Here is a 17,247-nt window from a genome sequence, read left to right on the forward strand (position 1 = left end):
TAGTATGAGTTAGGAGCGTTGTTGCGTGAAAAGAGTGATTGGTTTTCTTAGTATTCTGTTTTTAGTTATGATCGGCTACTATTTGCAGCCTGTCCTCTTTCCGCCTACGCAAAAAAAGAGCCCTGCCGCACCTACGAATCAAGTTGTCCGACACAAGGCGTTAAAGCATCAATCGATTAAGGCTGAGGGGTATGCAAACTACATTTCAGAGCCCATCGAAACTTTTGAAGAGGAATTTGGGCGACCTATCAAGATAGAAGACAGTGGCTTCTTTTTTCAAACGCGAGAGTATTCTCTAGATCAAGGGATTCTGGAAGTGAATGTAGAGTCTGGGCAGGTTAGTACAATCAAAGTGATGGCAAAGAAGGCTGATGTCAAACCGTTCAAACTTGGAATGAGTAGCAGTCAACTATCAGATCAGATCAATCTATCTGCGGATTTTGCATTAAGTTATGACGAAGAACCTGTGCAGATTGAATTGAGTGAAAACGATATGCGTTTTCGACCATTGATTGCTTTTGACAACAATACATTTGCAATGCTATTTTTCAATGGAGATAATGAAAAATTGGTAGGAGCCGTTTATTTAGACATTGAAAATCTTTTACGCTTAATGCCCTATCAGATTAACAGTGGAAATCCTTTAGCGAATCGTGTTCAAGAAAGCAATCTTGATTGGACCCTTTTAAACCAGCAGAAGCAAGAACGTACAATCAATGCTATGAATGTTTATCGAACGCTACGCAAACTGGAAAAGCTGCCAACTGCTGACAGTTCGATGACTAACAGTAAAAAACTTTTAAAAAGTTTTTTAACTACACCTAAAAAGGTACTGGAAACAGATCGTTTAGAGGAGTGGCAAACAGATCAGGGTGCTCATTTAAGCAATTTGTCTTTTGAATTAACACCAACCGAATTTAAAGATTTGGCAAAAAATGCCAAACTCGACTATGAAGATGGCTTTTTCTATTCGCCAATGATAGATCCGTTGTTTAATCTCTTGGATTGGATTAGCCATGAACATTTGACTGAAATAGTGACGACCTCCGATTCAGAGCTAGGCGTTGCAATTAATCAAGAAAGTGTGCTAGTCTTGTTACAAGAACCAGAAAAAACAAAGGATAGTGAATAGGTTGATCATTAATGATGCTTTTTTTCAGCTAGAGGATCAGAATCAACGATTGATTCAAGAAATTTTAGCAAGTCGATGCTATAAAAACTATTTGCAAGCAAAGAGACAGATGAACGAATGCTCAGAGGTAGCACAGCTAAAAAAAACGTTTCAAGCAGAAAAGGATAAATATGAGCAAATCGCTGCTTACGGCGAGTATTCGCCAAATTATCGCCAACAGCAACGAAACGTTCGTTTAAGCAAGCGAGCTCTTGATCTGAATGAGAAAGTAGCCGCTTATCGCCTTGCTGAGACTGATTTTCAGCAACTTTTAGATGAAATCGGCATTTGTTTGGCAAAAACCATCTCATCAGAAATCAAAGTCAATGCGGGAAATCCTTTTTTTGAAACTGGAAATCCTAGTTGTAAGGGGAATTGTCATGGATAACATAGAATTTGTAATGCAGAAAAGACGAGGAATCATTGTTTGGGTATATTCTTTAAAGCAATTAAAAACCTTAAAACGATTTGGTTTGATTCATTTTGTCTCAAGAAAAATGAAATACGTCGTTTTGTATGTGAATGAAGAGGTCGTTGATGAAACAGAAGATAAGCTACAGGGCTTACATTTTGTACGTCAAGTTGAGCGGTCTTATCGACCAGATATTGAAATGAATTTTGCGGATCGAATTGGAACGAAGGCCGCTTATCAAGTTAAAGATGACGATGAGTTGGATGTCGTGGAAGCCAATACAAAGATTCGATTAGCTGAAACAGTCTAAGTAAGGTGAAAAATGTCTGATTTGTTCAAACATTTTTCATCTTTTTCTTTGATAATAAAGAGGTCAAATGAGTCTGAATGGGCTTTGGATCATATAAAACAGAGATATCCTTAGCTGTGCATTTGACTGATGAATAGTAATGAGAGGGGCATGTAATTCATGCGAGTGGTTGCAGGTGAATTTGGTGGTCGTAAATTAAAAACTTTATCAGGAAATAATACACGACCTACGACGGATAAGGTAAAAGGTGCTATTTTTAATATGATCGGCCCGTATTTCGACGGAGGAAAAGCATTGGATCTATTTTCTGGTAGCGGCTCTCTAGGAATCGAGGCTGTTTCTCGTGGGATGGATCAAGCCGTTTTGGTAGAGAAAAACTTTCGCGCCATGGAGATCATTCGTGAAAATATTGCTGTGACGAAGAACGAATCAGCCTTTCAATTGATGAAAATGCCGGCAAATCAGGCAATTCAGCAGCTGATTGCGAATGAAGTGAAATTTGATTTAGTGCTATTGGATCCGCCTTATGCAAAACAAGAAATCGTGAAGCAAATCAATCTGTTGCTTGATAATGACTTACTGACCAGAACATCAATCGTTGTATGTGAGACTGGGAAAGAAATTGTTCTGCCTAAAGCAATCGGAAATTTGAAAGAACGTAAACGTCAAGATTATGGGATTACTGCTGTAACGATTTACGATTGGGAGGATTAGGATGAAACGAATTGCGCTTTTCCCTGGTAGCTTTGATCCTTTGACTATGGGTCATCTTGATACAATTGAACGGGGAGCAAAATTATTTGACGAGTTAATCATTGGCGTTTTTGTGAATACAACGAAAAAAAGTTACTTCACGTCAGAAGAGAAGCTTGAGGTTGTGAAGGAGACCGTAGCACACATTCCTAACGTACGGGTGATTGGTCAGGAAAATGAGCTGACAGTTAATGTCGCAGAGAAGCTCGGAGCAAAATTTTTGCTGCGGGGCATTCGAAGTGTCAAAGATTATGAATATGAAAAAGAGATTGCTTATATGAATCATCATTTAGACCATAAATTAGAAACAGTTTTTTTGTTAGCAGAACCGAAATACAGTCATATTAGTTCTTCAATTTTGAAGGAAGTCTGGGCCTTTAACGGAGATATTAAAGAATATGTGCCTGATGCAGTCTATCGGGCGTTGGAAGAGAAGCGTGAGAATAGTGAAAAATAATAAACTCGTCAAACGATTATTACTTATATTTTTAGCATTAGCAGTGGTGGCTTGTGTGATTGTACCGATTCCTTATTACATCGAGGAGCCAGGAGAGACAATCAATTTAAAAGAGTTGATTACAGTCAATGATAAAAAGGATGAAAACAAAGGATCTTTTAGTTTAACCTCAGTTGGTATACGTCGAGCAACGGTTTTTACAGCTCTAAAAGCAAAAATTGAACCTTTTCATGAAATTATTTCTGCTGATGAACTGACTGGCGGTGCTAGTGATGACGAATATATGCAGATTCAAAAATTCAATATGGAAACGTCTCAAAATTTTGCAATTGAACAAGCTTTAAAATTAGCTAATAGACCTTATAAAATGGAGTACAAAGGGGTCTATGTACTAGGTGTAGAGAAAAATTCAAATTTTGCTGGAAAAATTAGTGTTGGCGATACGGTTACAAAAGCAGATGGAAAAACATTTACCAGCAGCGAAGATTTTATGAAGTACGTAAAATCCCAAAAAGTCGGTCAAAAAATGAAAGTGACCTATACACATGATGGCAAAACAAAAGAAGCTACCGAGAAGTTGATTAAATTACCAACAGATAAAAAGCCCGGGATTGGAATTACTTTAACTGATCACACGGAGATTGACTCGCAGGATAAAGTGAAGGTGGATGCTGGTGATATCGGTGGACCTTCTGCTGGCTTAATGTTTACACTGGAAATTTATGAACAGCTCGTTGACAAGGATCTGCGTCACGGTGAGAAGATCGCTGGGACTGGAACAATTAATTCTGAAGGAGAGGTCGGAAGAATTGGCGGGATTGATAAGAAGGTCGCTAGTGCAGCGGCGGATAAAAATAAGGTCTTTTTCGCTCCTGATGATGAGATTACAAAAGAAATGAAGGAAGCACAACCAGGTATTAAATCCAATTATGAAGAAGCCAAAGCAGCAGCTAAAAAGCTGGATACAGATATGAAGATCGTTCCAGTGAAGACAGTGAAGGATGCTTTAGAGTATTTGGAATCAATGAAATAGAAGTCATTAAGGATGTTAGATAATAGATCTAACATTCTTTTTTTTTGAGAAAAATAGTCCGAAAAAATGAGATCGTTTGCGTAACTTATTGAAAAGGAGGTAGTTATGAAAGAGTATTTAAAAAAGTATCCTTACTGGCTAGCAGTACCGGCTATTCTTGCAGTTATTCTTTTTTTCTTCTTTTCCAGAACATCTGAAGAAGAGCTAACAGATCCAGCCGTTTATTATTCAGAGAGCAGTAAGGTAGAAACAAGTGAATCTATCAATCAAGAGTGGTATGTCGATGTCAAAGGAGCGGTCAAAAAAACAGGAATGTATCGTATTTCAAAAGGCATGCGTCTAATGGATGCTATTGATCTTGCAGGCGGTTTTACAGCTGAAGCGGATCAGAATCAGATCAATTTTTCAAAGCTTTTGTCGGACCAAGAAATCATTTATGTACCTAAAGTTGGAGAGGAAATCCCTAGATTAAAAGAAGCAACAGTTGAGTCAGATGGATCAATTGGAGGGGAATCTCAGGAAAAGATCAACATCAACACAGCGGATGCGACAGAATTGCAGAAATTATCAGGAATTGGTGAGAAAAAGGCGACGGATATAATCAAATATCGAGAGGAAAATGGCAGCTTCAACGCGATCGATGATCTAACAAAAGTATCCGGCATTGGTGAGAAAACGCTTGAAAATTTAAAGGACTCAATTACAATATAAGAAAGAATATAACGTTTTCAAAAAGTTCTCGAAAAATTCCATAGTCAGGAGATGAGAAACCATGAAAATGATTCGATACCCTTGTTAAAACGAATCTCAAAAAAATGTTCGAGGCCCTCCCTGAAATAGTCTTGCTCAAAAACAAAAGGGAGGAGAAAAAATGATACCATTTAATGTTAAGTTATTGTATCGTTACAAATTTATGAGTCATTGTCTGCCAATTTATGCATTTTACACGCTCTTGTTTATTGAAAGAGGGATGAGTATATCTGAGATTGCTATCCTCGTTTCTCTCTGGAGTGGGTTCAGTATTTTATTTGAAATACCCTCTGGTATATTGGCCGATCGATGGAGCCGTAGAAATATGTTGGTTATTGCTTCATTTGTTGAAGGTTTATGTTTTTTTATCTGGTCTTTTTCTCAATCATTCAGTTTGTTTGCTGTTGGTTTTTTTTTGGGCCATTGGAAACGCTTTTGTTTCTGGCACAGAGGAAAGTCTAATCTATGATAATCTGAAGAGTAAAAATCGTGAAGACCAATTTAGCAGAATCTATGGCAGGAGCCGTTTTTTCGCAAACATTGGAAATTTGACTGGCATTGTTATTAGCGGTGTTTTAGTGACTTTTATTAGCTTCGCGGAAATTTCTCTTTTGTCTGCATGTATCTGTCTCATCAATGCGTTGCTTGCCTCAAAACTGGAGGAGAAAAATTATTATGCAAATCAATTAAATGACTCGACGATTGCTATTCATAGAACATTTAAGGATGCGGCCCAGCTCTTTAGGGACAACAGTCTTTCTCTGCTGACTGTCCTTTTTCTTATTCTGTTTTCTAATCTTGTAAGTTATCTTGATGAGTTCGATGCGTTGATTATCCGCGACTCTAAGGTGGACTACTACTGGGTGAGTGTTTTGTTAACAGTGCGATTCATTTTTGTTGCTTTAGGAGATTTGTTAGCCCCCAAAGTTGATAAAAAGTGCAGATCAATTCGATGGATATTTATTTTATATGGCTTTGCAGGCGCTTTCTTAGCGGTCTTCACTTTTCTTTGGCACACTTATGCTGTTGTAACTTTCGGTGCCTCAATGATGATCATGTCTATTTCCGAAGTGTTATTAATCAAGTCGCTACAAGAAACAATCACTGATGAAGGCAGAGCTACGGTAATGTCATTTTACGGATTGGGACAAAATGTAGTAATGATCCTCTTTAGCCTAATCTACGGCCTATTGGCAAAAATAATATCTATACAAACAATTTATTGTCTTATTTCAGGTTACGCATTGTTCGGAGCATTAGTTTTTTTCTTCATTTTTAGTAGAAAAAGAATAATCGACGATTAAAATAAGTATATGTTTTGTAGACTAAATAGTTTAAAGTGATAACTTATCCTTGTGAGGTATGAGTTATCACTTTTTGTTGCCAATAAATGCGAAGGAATATTTTTACATTAGTATGATAATCATTGCTAATACTTGTGAATAAGAAGCAAACAGGTTCGTTTGCGTATTTTGATATAAATGAACACCATAGGCGGCATTGGCTAAGAATCGGTAAAAAATAAAATGTGTAATATTTAGTAACACGCGGAAAATGGCAGTTTTCCCAAGAGTGAAAGGGTGATGAAAGTAGTCAACATCGACGAAAAGATGCTTGAAAATTTAAAGGACTCGATTACAATATAAGAAAGATCGAAAGAGAGGGTAAAAATTTGACGACTGAAAGAATACCTTGGGACCAATATTTTATGGCGCAAGCTGTTTTATTATCATTGAGGAGTACATGTACCCGTTTAGAAGTGGGTGCCACAATCGTTCGTGATAAACGCATCATCGCAGGAGGTTATAATGGTTCTGTCAGTGGAGATGTACACTGTGTTGATGATGGTTGTTATGTCGTAGATGGTCATTGTCTTCGCACGATCCATGCGGAAATGAATGCATTGCTACAATGTGCCAAACTAGGTATTGCAACGGATCAAGCCGAGGTGTATGTAACTCATTTTCCTTGTCTACAATGTACAAAGGCGCTCCTGCAGGCCGGTATCAAGAAAATTCATTACTTGAAAGACTATCGTAATGATCCATATGCGATTGAGTTGATCGATCAAGTAGGAGCGAGTGCACATCAAGTACACCTAGAAAGTAAATATTTTACAAAACTTCAGCTAGGAGAAGATGCTGCCACATTACCAAAGCCTTAGCTTCTTTTCGAAATTTCTTAATTGTACCGATTCTACTACCGATTTTATTTGCTAGTCTGATCTATCAGTTTAATGGTTGGTTATTTTTACTAGCGACTATTTTATTGATTCGACTTTGCTGCATGAAAAGCCACAAGATGCTTTTGTTGGCTTTTTTATGCAGCATTTTTATTGGTTTACGAACGTATTATTATGTAAACCAATTTTCGGAATCTTCAGAATCTATATTAAATAAAACCGTCTATATTCAATCTGATTCGATCACTGTTGATGGCAGTTCCTTAAAAATGATCGGGAAAGTTGATGGTAAAAAGTACGTGCTTTACTACTCATTGAAGTCTCCAGAAGAAAAACAACGTTGGACTGCTAACCAGCCGCCAAATTTAGGACTAGTTAGCGGAGAAACGGAAACGTTTGATTCAGTAAGAAATCTCAAAGGCTTTAATGCAAAAGCCCATTATCAAAGTCTTGGAATCCAAGGAATTCTTCAAGTGAATTCATTAACGCAACTTGATCGAAGAGGATTTAACCTGAGTGATTTACGACAGCAGTTGATTTTTCGCATAGATCAAAGGTATTCTAACCGACTTGCCAGTTACCTTAAGGCTTTGGTAATTGGCTACAAGGATGCTGCATTCACAGAATATACATCAGGTTACAAAGCGTCTGGACTGTTACATTTATTTACTTTGTCAGGAATGCATATCCAGTTTTATTTGGGAGGCGTTGATTTGCTGTTGAAGAGAGCGCGATTAACAAGGGACTCGCGTTTCATTTTTTTAAGTTGTATTGGCGTGTTATTCATTATTTTGACAGGTGGCGGTTTTAGTACAATTCGAGCGGTTTTAAGCTTTATCATTGGTTTTGTCTGTCAAACTTTTGACATTTTACTTTCTAAACTGGATCAATGGAGCATAATGCTTTTCCTATTAGTTTTAAGCTTTCCCTTAGTTCTTTGGTCTGTAGGTGCTCAGTTAAGTCTGTACTTTGCTTTAATACTAATATATTTAAACGATTTGCCTATTCACACGTGGGAGCAGACGCTCGTCTTCTCGGTTTTATCTTTACCAATATTGATTTTTAGTTTTAGTGAATGGAGCATAATTGGCGGTGTACTAACTCTACTGCTATTTTCAATTTTTGAATGGATTATTTTACCTGGATGCTTATTACTTTTTCTAGGCTGTTTTGCTCCAATACCGAAAATACTAAGTAATACGATAGAGTTTTTCTTTCTTCTTCTTGAGAAATTTTTGCAGGTCTTTACTTTCCCTAATTTCACGATTGGAAAACCATCATTTTTTCTATTTCTTCTTCTTCTAGTAGTAGTTCTTTTGATTATTGATCGGTTAAAATATCATCAGAGCATTTATCTTTTTTTGATCACAGCTTTTTTTCTTCTCGGCTCAATCTCTATATCAACCAACGGTATAGTAGCCTTTGTTGATGTGGGACAAGGGGATAGCATTTTTATCAAGCTTCCCTTTAAACGAGAAACTTTTTTGATAGATACTGGTGGAAAATTAACTTTTAAACAGGACAATTGGCAGAAAAGGCAATCAAAACATCTCTCTGACTATAATTTATTGCCATTTTTAAAATCGCAGGGGTGTCGCAAGATTGATCATTTGCTGGTGACTCATAATGATGCGGATCATATGGGTGAGTTAGTTCATGTACTCGATGAAATAAAAGTGAAAAATCTTTATTTGGCTCGAGGGTCGCAAAAAGAATTACAGAGCATGATAAGAAAAATTAGAGGGACAAAGATTCATCTGATAAAGCAAGGAGATACTGTCGGAAACTACTTAAAGATTCAAATACTGTCACCGAAAAAAAGTGAAGGCGAGAATAATGATTCTCTTGTTACTTATTTTCAATTAAATAAGAAGCGCTTTTTATTAACAGGAGACTTAGAAATAACCGGTGAAAAGGACTTGCTGAAGAATTATCCGCAATTGAAAACAGACTTTCTCAAAGTTGGTCATCATGGCAGTAATACTTCGACGAGTGAAGAGCTGTTGGAAAAAATCTCTCCTAAATATGGTATTATTTCTGTAGGTAAAAGGAACCGCTATGGTCATCCCACAGAGGAAACTTTAGAAAAGTTAAAGAAACATCAGATTCGAATATTACGAACTGATCAACACGGGATGATCTATTATCAATGGTCAGCGGTGACGAAACGAGGAAGGGTTAAAGTCATGATAGATTTTCCGGAATAAACGTGGTAGCATGGAAAGTTGAAGCTTTTTCTCTTTGTGAGTAGAAGAATGATCAGCCTATTTTTATAGTTTTGAATACAAGTTAGGAGTAGTTACATGAACACACAGGAAGCCCTTCAACAGATTAGAAATGAACCTTTAAAACCGGTTTATTTGATTACTGGAACGGAAGATTATTTGATTCAGGAAGTTCGGCAAGCTTTTATGGATCGAATGAAAAAAGATGATTTAGAAGAATTAAATTTTATGTCCTTTGATATGGAAGAAAATGGTTTAGGTGCGGTGATTGATGAGGCTGAAACCTTGCCTTTTTTTGGTGATTATCGATTGATTTTTGTTGAGAAACCTTACTTCTTAACAGGAGAGAAAAAAAGCAATGTGCCAGACCAAGACGTTGATGGATTAGTAGAGTATCTGAAGCAGCCATTAGACACATCGATTGTTGTTTTTTGGGCGAACTATCCCAAACTGGATGCTCGGAAAAAAATTACAAAAGCACTGAAGAAAACCACTATTGTTGAAGCAGCTCCTTTGCAAGAGCGAGATCTTCGCAGCTTCCTACAGCGCTATATTAGCAACGAACATGTGAAAATTTCAAAAGAAGCATTTGATCTATTTTTACGCTTAACAGACTTTGATCTTTCAAAGGCGATGAATGAAATTGAAAAATTACTTCTATTAGCTGGTGAGGGAGGCACTATCACTCTTCAACTAGTAGAGGATTTGGTACCAAAGACATTGGAACATAACATTTTTGAATTGACTGAACGAATTTTAAAGGGAGACACAGAAAAAGCTTATCAAACTTACGAGGAATTACATTTGCAAGGGGAAGAAACGATCAAGCTAACGGCAATATTAATTGGACAGATTCGATTGCTGCTGCAAACAAAAATTTTACAAAAAACCGGTTATCAGCAAGCTAATATTGCGGAAACGTTAGGCGTCCATCCTTATCGAGTGAAATTAGCAATGCAACAAGTCGCGAAATTTCCACTAGAATTACTTGTATCGATGTATGATGAGTTGGTTGAAAACGATTATGAAGTGAAGACAGGACAAGCAGATAAAGAAATGAACTTTCAATTGTTCATTCTAAAAACAACCGAAAAAATTAAAAAATAGAAAGAATTTGAACCGATTATTTTCTCATATTTATGGGTGATAAACGCGAAAAAGAGAGCTGATAAACAAAATGTTTTGTTTTATCAGCTCTTTTTTGTCATTCTTAGAAAGCGATACCTTTATGATAGTTTCAGAAAAAATACAACTTTTTTTCTTGTGAAGCATAAGGGAGATAAAAAAACACGAATAGGGAATTGTTTATCGAAAAAATTAGAATAAAAATCTCTCAGCAATGTTTAATAATTCACTATTTTAAGGTATGATAATACCAAGGTGTTAATTACCTAAAACAAAGAGATTGAAGAAACCTTGTGAGAATTACTCTCAATTGGAAAGCCATCAGTTGATGGATCTGATTTTGAAGTTAGAGGTACAAAAGTTCTTATTTCAAAGTGATAATAGTCAGCTCGTCTGACTTTATATATGCACCACAAATGTATAAACCCAAAAAAGAAAGGATGAACAAAATGACACTAGCAAAAATCGTTTATGCAACCAACACAGGAAACACAGAAGGAATCTCTGAAATTTTGGAGGATGCTTTTGAAGAAATTGGCGTCGACGTTGAACGCGTTGAAGCGGATGATGCAGAAGCAGATTTTTATGAAGATGCGGATATCTGTGTTCTAGCTACTTATACCGATGGAGATGGTGAACTGCCGTTTGACTTAGAAGATTTACATGAAGAATTACCTGACGAAGATCTATCAGGAAAAATTTATGGTGTAGTAGGAAGTGGAGATAGCGAACTGTATCCAGATTACTTCTGTCATGCAGCAGTTGCATTTGATGAGGCTTTTGCGAAAACTGGAGCGAAAAAAGCAGCGGAAACAGTGAAAATTGAAAATGAAGCTGATGATGAGGATGAAGAAGTATTGAAAGCATTTGTGAAAGCTTTGGTAGAAGCAGCGGAATAAGGGTCACCTGGGAAGAATGGAGTGAGATTTTGTTTAAAGTATTAGAACGCAAGGAACTGGCGCCAACTGAATATGAAATTTTAGTTGAGGCACCACGAATTGCCAAGAAAGCACAACCGGGGCAGTTTGTGATCTTGCGAATCGACGAACAAGGTGAGCGGATTCCGCTAACTGTCGTGGATACGGACAAAGCAGCGGGTTGGGTACGCTTAATCTTTCAAGTGATCGGCAAATCAACTGCCCAGCTCGCTACTGTTATGGCTGGAGAAGCCTTAATGGATATTGTTGGACCACTTGGTAAGGCAACGGATATCGAAAATTATGGGACCGTTCTCTTAGTTGGCGGTGGCGTTGGAATCGCGGCATTATTCCCAATCGTTAAAGGGTTAAAAGAGGCGGGTAATCGTGTGATTACTGTTCTTGGGGCGAAAAATAAGGAGTTATTGATTCTACAGGAGGAATGTGCACAGTATTCTGACGAACTGATTTTGATGACAGATGATGGCTCTGTGGGTCAAAAGGGTCTAGTAACTCAGGCAATGGAAGATGTCTTCAAACGGGAAGACATCTCAATGGCTTGGGCAATTGGACCAAGTATCATGATGAAGTTTTGTACACTCACAGCACAAAAATATGATGTACCTATCTATGTCTCATTGAATCCGATCATGATTGATGGAACGGGGATGTGCGGAGGCTGTCGTGTAACTGTGGCGAACTCTATTAAATTTGCTTGCGTTGATGGACCAGAATTTTTAGGCGAAGAAGTCGATTGGGATGAATTCGTCAATCGGATGCAGCAATACCGTCCGGAAGAATTACTGGCGAATGAAAGCTATGAAAAGCAGGTGAATACAAATGGCTAAACGCAGTTATACAAAAACCCCGATGCGAGAACAAGCACCTGAGGTTCGAAATCAGAATTTCGACGAGGTCGCTTTAGGCTATACGTTAGAAGAGGGACAATTAGAGGCAAGCCGTTGCTTGCAATGTAAAAATGCGCCTTGTATTACAAATTGTCCCGTAATGATTGATATCCCTGGCTTTATTAAAGCAATCGAAGAAGGCGATATGCCATTAGCCTACGAGATTTTAAGTCGTTATACGAATCTACCAGCAATTTGTGGGCGTGTTTGTCCACAGGAAAAGCAATGTGAGATGGTATGTCGCTTAGGACGATCGAAAAAATTTGAACCAGTAGCGATCGGAAAACTGGAACGCTTAGTGGCGGACTGGGCTTTAGAGCAACCAGTAGAATATAAGGAAGTCACTGGCGATAAGGGTAGAGTTGCAGTTATTGGGTCAGGACCTTCCGGGTTAACGGCAGCTGGAGATTTGGTGAAGCTGGGGTACGATGTGACTGTTTATGAAGCATTGCATGCACCAGGTGGCGTACTCACATATGGAATTCCAGAATTCCGTTTACCAAAAAGTACTGTGAAGAAAGAAATTGAACGAATCGTCGCTCAGGGTGTGAAAATCGAAACCAACGTGGTCGTTGGAAAAACAATTACAATGGATGAGATTCTTTCCGAATTTGATGCGTGCTATTTATCAGTGGGAGCAGGTGCCCCTAGATTCCAAGGAATCAAAGGAACATCATTAAACGGTGTCTACTCTTCAAGTGAGTACTTGACACGTGTAAATCTGATGCATGGTTATCAATTTCCAACCTATGATACACCTGTTCAGAAATCGAAAAATGTCGTTGTCATTGGCGGCGGAAATGTAGCGATGGATGCAGCACGTTCTGCCAAACGTTTAGGCGCTGACAAAGTTTCTATCGTGTATCGTCGGTCATTGGAAGAATTGCCTGCTCGTGAGGAAGAATATCATCACTCAGTAGAAGAAGGAATAGAGTATCATTGGTTAAGCAATCCTGTTGAATACATGGATGATGGGGCCGGGCGATTAAAGGCGGTCAAGTGTGTTCAGATGGAATTGGGCGAACCGGATGAATCGGGACGTCGAAGACCAATCGTTATTCCAGGTAGTGAATTCATTATTGAAGCAGATACAGCAATCGAAGCAATCGGACAAGGAGCCAATAAAGTCTTATTGGACACTTTCCCTGAACTAGCACTAAATAAATGGGGATATATTGATGCGGATGAAGAAACTTGTGCGACGTCAATTCCAGGAGTTTTCGCCGGTGGTGACATCGTTACAGGTGCGGCAACCGTCATCTTAGCCATGGGTGCAGGGAAAATAGCAGCAAATGAAATTGATCAGTATATTCAAAAGACAAGATAGGAGCAATTGGTTTAAGCGAGGTGCAAATGATGAAAACTATGAAAACGATGGATGGAAACACTGCAGCAGCCCATATTTCTTATGCGTTTACGGAAGTTGCCGGAATCTATCCAATCACGCCTAGTTCAACAATGGCAGAAGTCGTTGACGAATGGGCAGAGCAAGGTCGCAAGAACATTTTTAATGAAACAGTAAAAGTGGTTGAAATGCAATCAGAAGCAGGAGCTGCCGGAACCGTTCACGGCTCTTTGAAAACAGGTGTTTTAACTACAACATATACCGCTTCACAAGGTTTGCTGCTGATGATTCCGAACATGTTTAAGATTGCTGGTGAATTGTTACCTACTGTGTTTCACGTAGCAGCACGTGCAGTTTCTACGAATGCATTAAGTATTTTTGGAGATCACAGTGATGTAATGGCAGCTCGGCAAACAGGTTTTTGTATGCTGGCTGAAGGTGGCGTTCAGGAAGTAATGGATTTGTCTGCCGTTGCCCATTTAGCGAGTATTGAGGGCAAACTGCCTTTCATGAACTTCTTCGACGGGTTTAGAACGAGTCACGAACTGCAAAAAATTGAAGTGATTGACTATGAAGATCTAAAGGCAATGATGAACTGGGAAGCGTTAGCTGATTTCAGACGTTTAGGGATGAATCCAAATCGCCCAAATGTATCTGGTACCGCACAAAATCCAGATATTCATTTCCAACAAAGAGAAACGGTGAATCGTTATTATGATGAAATGCCAGCAATTGTCCAAAAATACATGGGCAAGATCAATGCATTGCGCGGTACAAATTATGATTTGACGAATTATTACGGAGATCCAGAAGCGACAGAAGTAATCATTGCTATGGGATCAGCTTCACCAACGATTCAGCAAACCGTAGATTATTTAAATCAAAACGGGCGAAAGGTCGGCTTTTTGGATATTCATCTATATCGTCCATTTCCAGCAGAGAACTTATTGGAAAAATTACCGACAACTGTAGAGAAAGTTGCAGTCTTGGATCGGACGAAGGAACCAGGTTCTGATGGAGAACCATTGCTCTTAGACGTCCAAAGTGTGCTATATCGTCATACAAACCGTCCAATCGTTATTGGCGGTCGCTACGGTATTGCTTCAAAAGACGTAACACCAGATCAAATCGTAGCAGTTTTTGATCATTTATTATTACCAGTTGCTGATATGAAACAGCGCTTTACTGTGGGAATAAATGACGATGTAACAAATCTTTCTCTTCCAATGAGTAGTGTATTAGATCTGACACCAAAATCAACATTCCAAGCAAAATTCTGGGGACTTGGTTCAGATGGAACAGTTGGAGCAAATAAACAAGCAATCAAAATTATCGGGAATAATACCGATTATTATGCGCAGGCTTATTTCTCTTATGATTCTAAGAAATCAGGGGGCTTAACAAATTCTCATCTCCGTTTTGGGAAAGAACCAATTCTTTCTACCTATAATGTGGAAGCCGCTGATTTTGTCGGCTGTCATAATAGTGCTTATATTCATCAGTATGACCTAGTCAAAGGATTGAAAGATGGTGGGACCTTCTTACTGAACACAGTTTGGGATGAGGAAAAGATCAAAAAATTATTACCAAGTCGAATCAAACGTTATTTAGCAGAGCATCATATTAATTTTTACATCATCAACGCAATGGAGATCGCTCAAAAAACGGGACTTGGCGGTCGGATCAATCAAGTAATGTCAACAGCTTTCTTTGAGTTAACAGATATTATGGATCATGAGACCTATCTGCCGCTGCTTAAAGCAGAAGTAGACGCAGCCTATGGGAAAAAATCAAGAACAATTGTTGAACGAAATTGGCAGGCGATTGATGCTACTGTAGCTGAACTGAAAAAAATCGAAATTCCAGCCGAGTGGGCAACGATTGAAGTGAAAACAATTGTTGATGACGAAGATCAAAATAAACCAGCCTATATTCGTAATATTTTAGAACCAATCAATCGTCAAGAAGGCAATCAGCTTTCAGTGGGTGATTTGATTGAAAATGGTATGTTGGGCGGTGTAATGCCTTCTGGTACTGCTGCTTATGAAAAACGTGGTATTGCTTTAGAGGTTCCAGAATGGATTCCTGAGGCTTGTACGATGTGTAATGAATGTGCCTTTGTTTGTCCTCACGCAGCGATTCGTCCGTTCCTTGCAGACGAGGAAGAGATGGAAGCGGCACCTGAAGGATTTATCACTCGGGATATGCGCGGAAAAGATGGCTTCAAATATCGTATTCAAGTGTCTTTAGAAGACTGTACCGGTTGCGGACTCTGTGTAGAGGCTTGTCCTGCAAAAGAAAAAGCATTGGTCATGAAGTCATACGAAGAACAAAGAGAACAAGCGGTAAATTGGGCATTTGCGATGACTCTTCGTCAAAAAGCAAATCCGGCCAAGAAATTTTCAGTAAAAGGTTCTCAATTTGAGCAGCCCCTACTTGAATTCTCAGGCGCTTGTGCTGGCTGTGGTGAGACTCCTTACGTGAAGTTGCTGACTCAGTTATTTGGTGATCGAATGATGATTGCTAACACCACTGGCTGTTCTTCTATCTGGGGCGGTTCTGCACCAGCTACACCATATACGGTCAATCAAGAGGGCTGCGGTCCTGCATGGAGTAACTCGCTCTTTGAAGACAATGCTGAGTATGGTTTAGGTATGCATATGGCCAATGAAACGAAACGGAATCGTTTGGCGAACAAAATCTCCAAAGCGCTAGAAAACGGTGTTGGGACAGAGGATACAAGAGCACAGCTACAAGATTGGTTGAATCACATGTTAGAAGGTGAAGGCAGCCAGCAACGTGCGGCTAAGTTGCGTGCTGTTCTAAGCGAAGAAACAAATGATGAGTTACAATCCATCTTAGCTGATAAAGATATGTTTGCTAAACCTAGTCAATGGATCATTGGTGGAGACGGTTGGGCCTATGATATCGGCTTTAGCGGAATCGATCATGTTCTAGCATCTGGTGAGGATGTAAATATCCTTGTAATGGACAATGAAGTGTATGCTAATACTGGGGGACAGATGTCGAAGGCTACGCCATCAGCTGCTATTGCAAAATTTGCAGCGGGTGGTAAGAAGACGAAGAAGAAAGACCTTGGTATGATTGCTATGACTTATCGTGACGTGTATGTCGCACAGGTTGCGATTGAAGCAAATCCGACACAAGCATTAAAAGCAATTCAAGAGGCAGAAGCTTATCCAGGACCATCATTGATTATCGGCTATACACCGTGTATCAATCATGGAATACGTGGCGGAATGAGCCAGTCAATCGAAGAATCGGTTAAAGCTGTAGAATCTGGCTATTGGCCGCTTTATCGTTACGATCCAGTCCGAGCACAAAAGGGCAAAGACCCAATGCGCATCGACTTCAAGAAAACAGACTTCAGCAAGATGAATGCCTTCTTAGAAGGGCAAACACGCTTCTCTGCGCTGCATAACATCAAGAAGGATGATTCCGTAGTAGAAGAAATGTTGAATCAAACAGTTGAAGACATGGAAGAACGAGTAAAGAGCTACACTGAATTATCTAGCAAGTAAAAGAAAAAGGTCGATACGGAATAGTATCGACCTTATTTTTACAATCAAAAACAAATAAAAAAACCGATCAATTGATCGGTTTTTATTATTGGCTCTATAATATCTAGTGTTGGTGAC

15 protein-coding genes and 1 pseudogene are annotated in these 17,247 nt (G+C 38.8%); all 16 read left to right on the top strand.

The genetic code is table 11. The features are described from left to right. The first annotated feature begins 25 nt into the window (after positions 1–25). The 16 genes and pseudogenes from RV13_RS16360 (at position 26) to nifJ (ending at position 17,130) form a co-directional block, all read left to right on the top strand. Positions 26–1,132, top strand: a complete 1,107-nt coding sequence (locus RV13_RS16360) for a CAP-associated domain-containing protein (protein ID WP_010744916.1) — start codon at positions 26–28, stop codon at positions 1,130–1,132. Position 1,133: 1 nt separating this feature from the next. Next, positions 1,134–1,559: a YlbF/YmcA family competence regulator gene (locus RV13_RS16365; protein ID WP_010744915.1), complete on the top strand. Its 426-nt coding sequence runs from the start codon at positions 1,134–1,136 to the stop codon at positions 1,557–1,559. Then, entirely contained in the window at positions 1,546–1,893 is a 348-nt protein-coding gene (locus RV13_RS16370) for a YlbG family protein (RefSeq protein ID WP_028020682.1), read from the top strand. The genes RV13_RS16365 and RV13_RS16370 overlap by 14 nt, the downstream gene beginning before the upstream one ends. 159 nt (positions 1,894–2,052) lie before the next feature. Further along, positions 2,053–2,607 (top strand): 16S rRNA (guanine(966)-N(2))-methyltransferase RsmD, encoded by a 555-nt coding sequence (rsmD, locus tag RV13_RS16375; protein WP_010744913.1) that lies wholly within the window; start codon positions 2,053–2,055, stop codon positions 2,605–2,607. A 1-nt stretch (position 2,608) separates the two neighbouring features. Continuing rightward, positions 2,609–3,103: a pantetheine-phosphate adenylyltransferase gene (gene coaD / locus RV13_RS16380; RefSeq protein WP_010744912.1), complete on the top strand. Its 495-nt coding sequence runs from the start codon at positions 2,609–2,611 to the stop codon at positions 3,101–3,103. Then, the gene (locus RV13_RS16385) at positions 3,093–4,136 is read left to right on the top strand and encodes a SepM family pheromone-processing serine protease (protein WP_028020681.1); all 1,044 of its coding nucleotides are present in this window, start codon (positions 3,093–3,095) and stop codon (positions 4,134–4,136) included. Before coaD ends, RV13_RS16385 begins: the two co-directional genes overlap by 11 nt. 105 nt (positions 4,137–4,241) lie before the next feature. Further along, positions 4,242–4,847, top strand: a complete 606-nt coding sequence (locus RV13_RS16390; protein ID WP_028020680.1) for a helix-hairpin-helix domain-containing protein — start codon at positions 4,242–4,244, stop codon at positions 4,845–4,847. 259 nt (positions 4,848–5,106) lie between these two features. Next, positions 5,107–5,190, top strand: a pseudogene (locus RV13_RS21685) (hypothetical protein); the annotation flags it as partial. Then, the gene (locus tag RV13_RS21180) at positions 5,165–6,190 is read left to right on the top strand and encodes an MFS transporter (protein WP_245176493.1); all 1,026 of its coding nucleotides are present in this window, start codon (positions 5,165–5,167) and stop codon (positions 6,188–6,190) included. The pseudogene RV13_RS21685 and the gene RV13_RS21180, both read left to right, overlap by 26 nt. Before the next feature lie 368 nt (positions 6,191–6,558). Then, positions 6,559–7,050, top strand: a complete 492-nt coding sequence (locus RV13_RS16400; protein WP_010744907.1) for a ComE operon protein 2 — start codon at positions 6,559–6,561, stop codon at positions 7,048–7,050. A 137-nt stretch (positions 7,051–7,187) separates the two neighbouring features. Continuing rightward, on the top strand, positions 7,188–9,275 hold the full coding sequence (locus RV13_RS16405; protein WP_249024491.1) for a DNA internalization-related competence protein ComEC/Rec2: 2,088 nt from the start codon (positions 7,188–7,190) through the stop codon (positions 9,273–9,275). Between the two features lie 96 nt (positions 9,276–9,371). Next, complete coding sequence (gene holA / locus RV13_RS16410) at positions 9,372–10,400, top strand: DNA polymerase III subunit delta (RefSeq protein WP_010744905.1); 1,029 nt, start codon at positions 9,372–9,374, stop codon at positions 10,398–10,400. A 467-nt stretch (positions 10,401–10,867) separates the two neighbouring features. Next, positions 10,868–11,317 (top strand): flavodoxin, encoded by a 450-nt coding sequence (locus RV13_RS16415; protein WP_010744904.1) that lies wholly within the window; start codon positions 10,868–10,870, stop codon positions 11,315–11,317. Between the two features lie 29 nt (positions 11,318–11,346). Then, positions 11,347–12,183, top strand: coding sequence for a sulfide/dihydroorotate dehydrogenase-like FAD/NAD-binding protein (locus RV13_RS16420; protein ID WP_010744903.1), 837 nt, complete (start codon positions 11,347–11,349; stop codon positions 12,181–12,183). Then, positions 12,176–13,570 carry an NADPH-dependent glutamate synthase gene (gene gltA / locus RV13_RS16425; protein ID WP_010744902.1) on the top strand — a complete coding sequence of 465 codons (1,395 nt, stop codon included), beginning with the start codon at positions 12,176–12,178 and terminating at the stop codon, positions 13,568–13,570. The genes RV13_RS16420 and gltA overlap by 8 nt, the downstream gene beginning before the upstream one ends. 26 nt (positions 13,571–13,596) lie before the next feature. Next, a complete protein-coding gene (nifJ, locus tag RV13_RS16430; protein ID WP_174520520.1) occupies positions 13,597–17,130 on the top strand; it encodes a pyruvate:ferredoxin (flavodoxin) oxidoreductase in 3,534 nt (1,177 codons plus the stop codon). Positions 17,131–17,247: the final 117 nt, after the last annotated feature.

It is taken from the genome of Enterococcus raffinosus, assembly GCF_001886185.1.
GTDB classification, from domain to species: domain Bacteria; phylum Bacillota; class Bacilli; order Lactobacillales; family Enterococcaceae; genus Enterococcus_A; species Enterococcus_A raffinosus.

What these genes read in the sequence shown, in the direction of transcription:
- coaD (WP_010744912.1), top strand. Translation starts at nt 2,609, where the DNA reads ATGAAACGAATTGCGCTTTTCCCTGGTAGCTTTGATCCTTTGACTATG.
- rsmD (WP_010744913.1), top strand. Translation starts at nt 2,053, where the DNA reads ATGCGAGTGGTTGCAGGTGAATTTGGTGGTCGTAAATTAAAAACTTTA.
- RV13_RS16405 (WP_249024491.1), top strand. Translation starts at nt 7,188, where the DNA reads ATGCTTTTGTTGGCTTTTTTATGCAGCATTTTTATTGGTTTACGAACG.
- RV13_RS16415 (WP_010744904.1), top strand. Translation starts at nt 10,868, where the DNA reads ATGACACTAGCAAAAATCGTTTATGCAACCAACACAGGAAACACAGAA.
- RV13_RS16390 (WP_028020680.1), top strand. Translation starts at nt 4,242, where the DNA reads ATGAAAGAGTATTTAAAAAAGTATCCTTACTGGCTAGCAGTACCGGCT.
- gltA (WP_010744902.1), top strand. Translation starts at nt 12,176, where the DNA reads ATGGCTAAACGCAGTTATACAAAAACCCCGATGCGAGAACAAGCACCT.
- nifJ (WP_174520520.1), top strand. Translation starts at nt 13,597, where the DNA reads ATGATGAAAACTATGAAAACGATGGATGGAAACACTGCAGCAGCCCAT.
- holA (WP_010744905.1), top strand. Translation starts at nt 9,372, where the DNA reads ATGAACACACAGGAAGCCCTTCAACAGATTAGAAATGAACCTTTAAAA.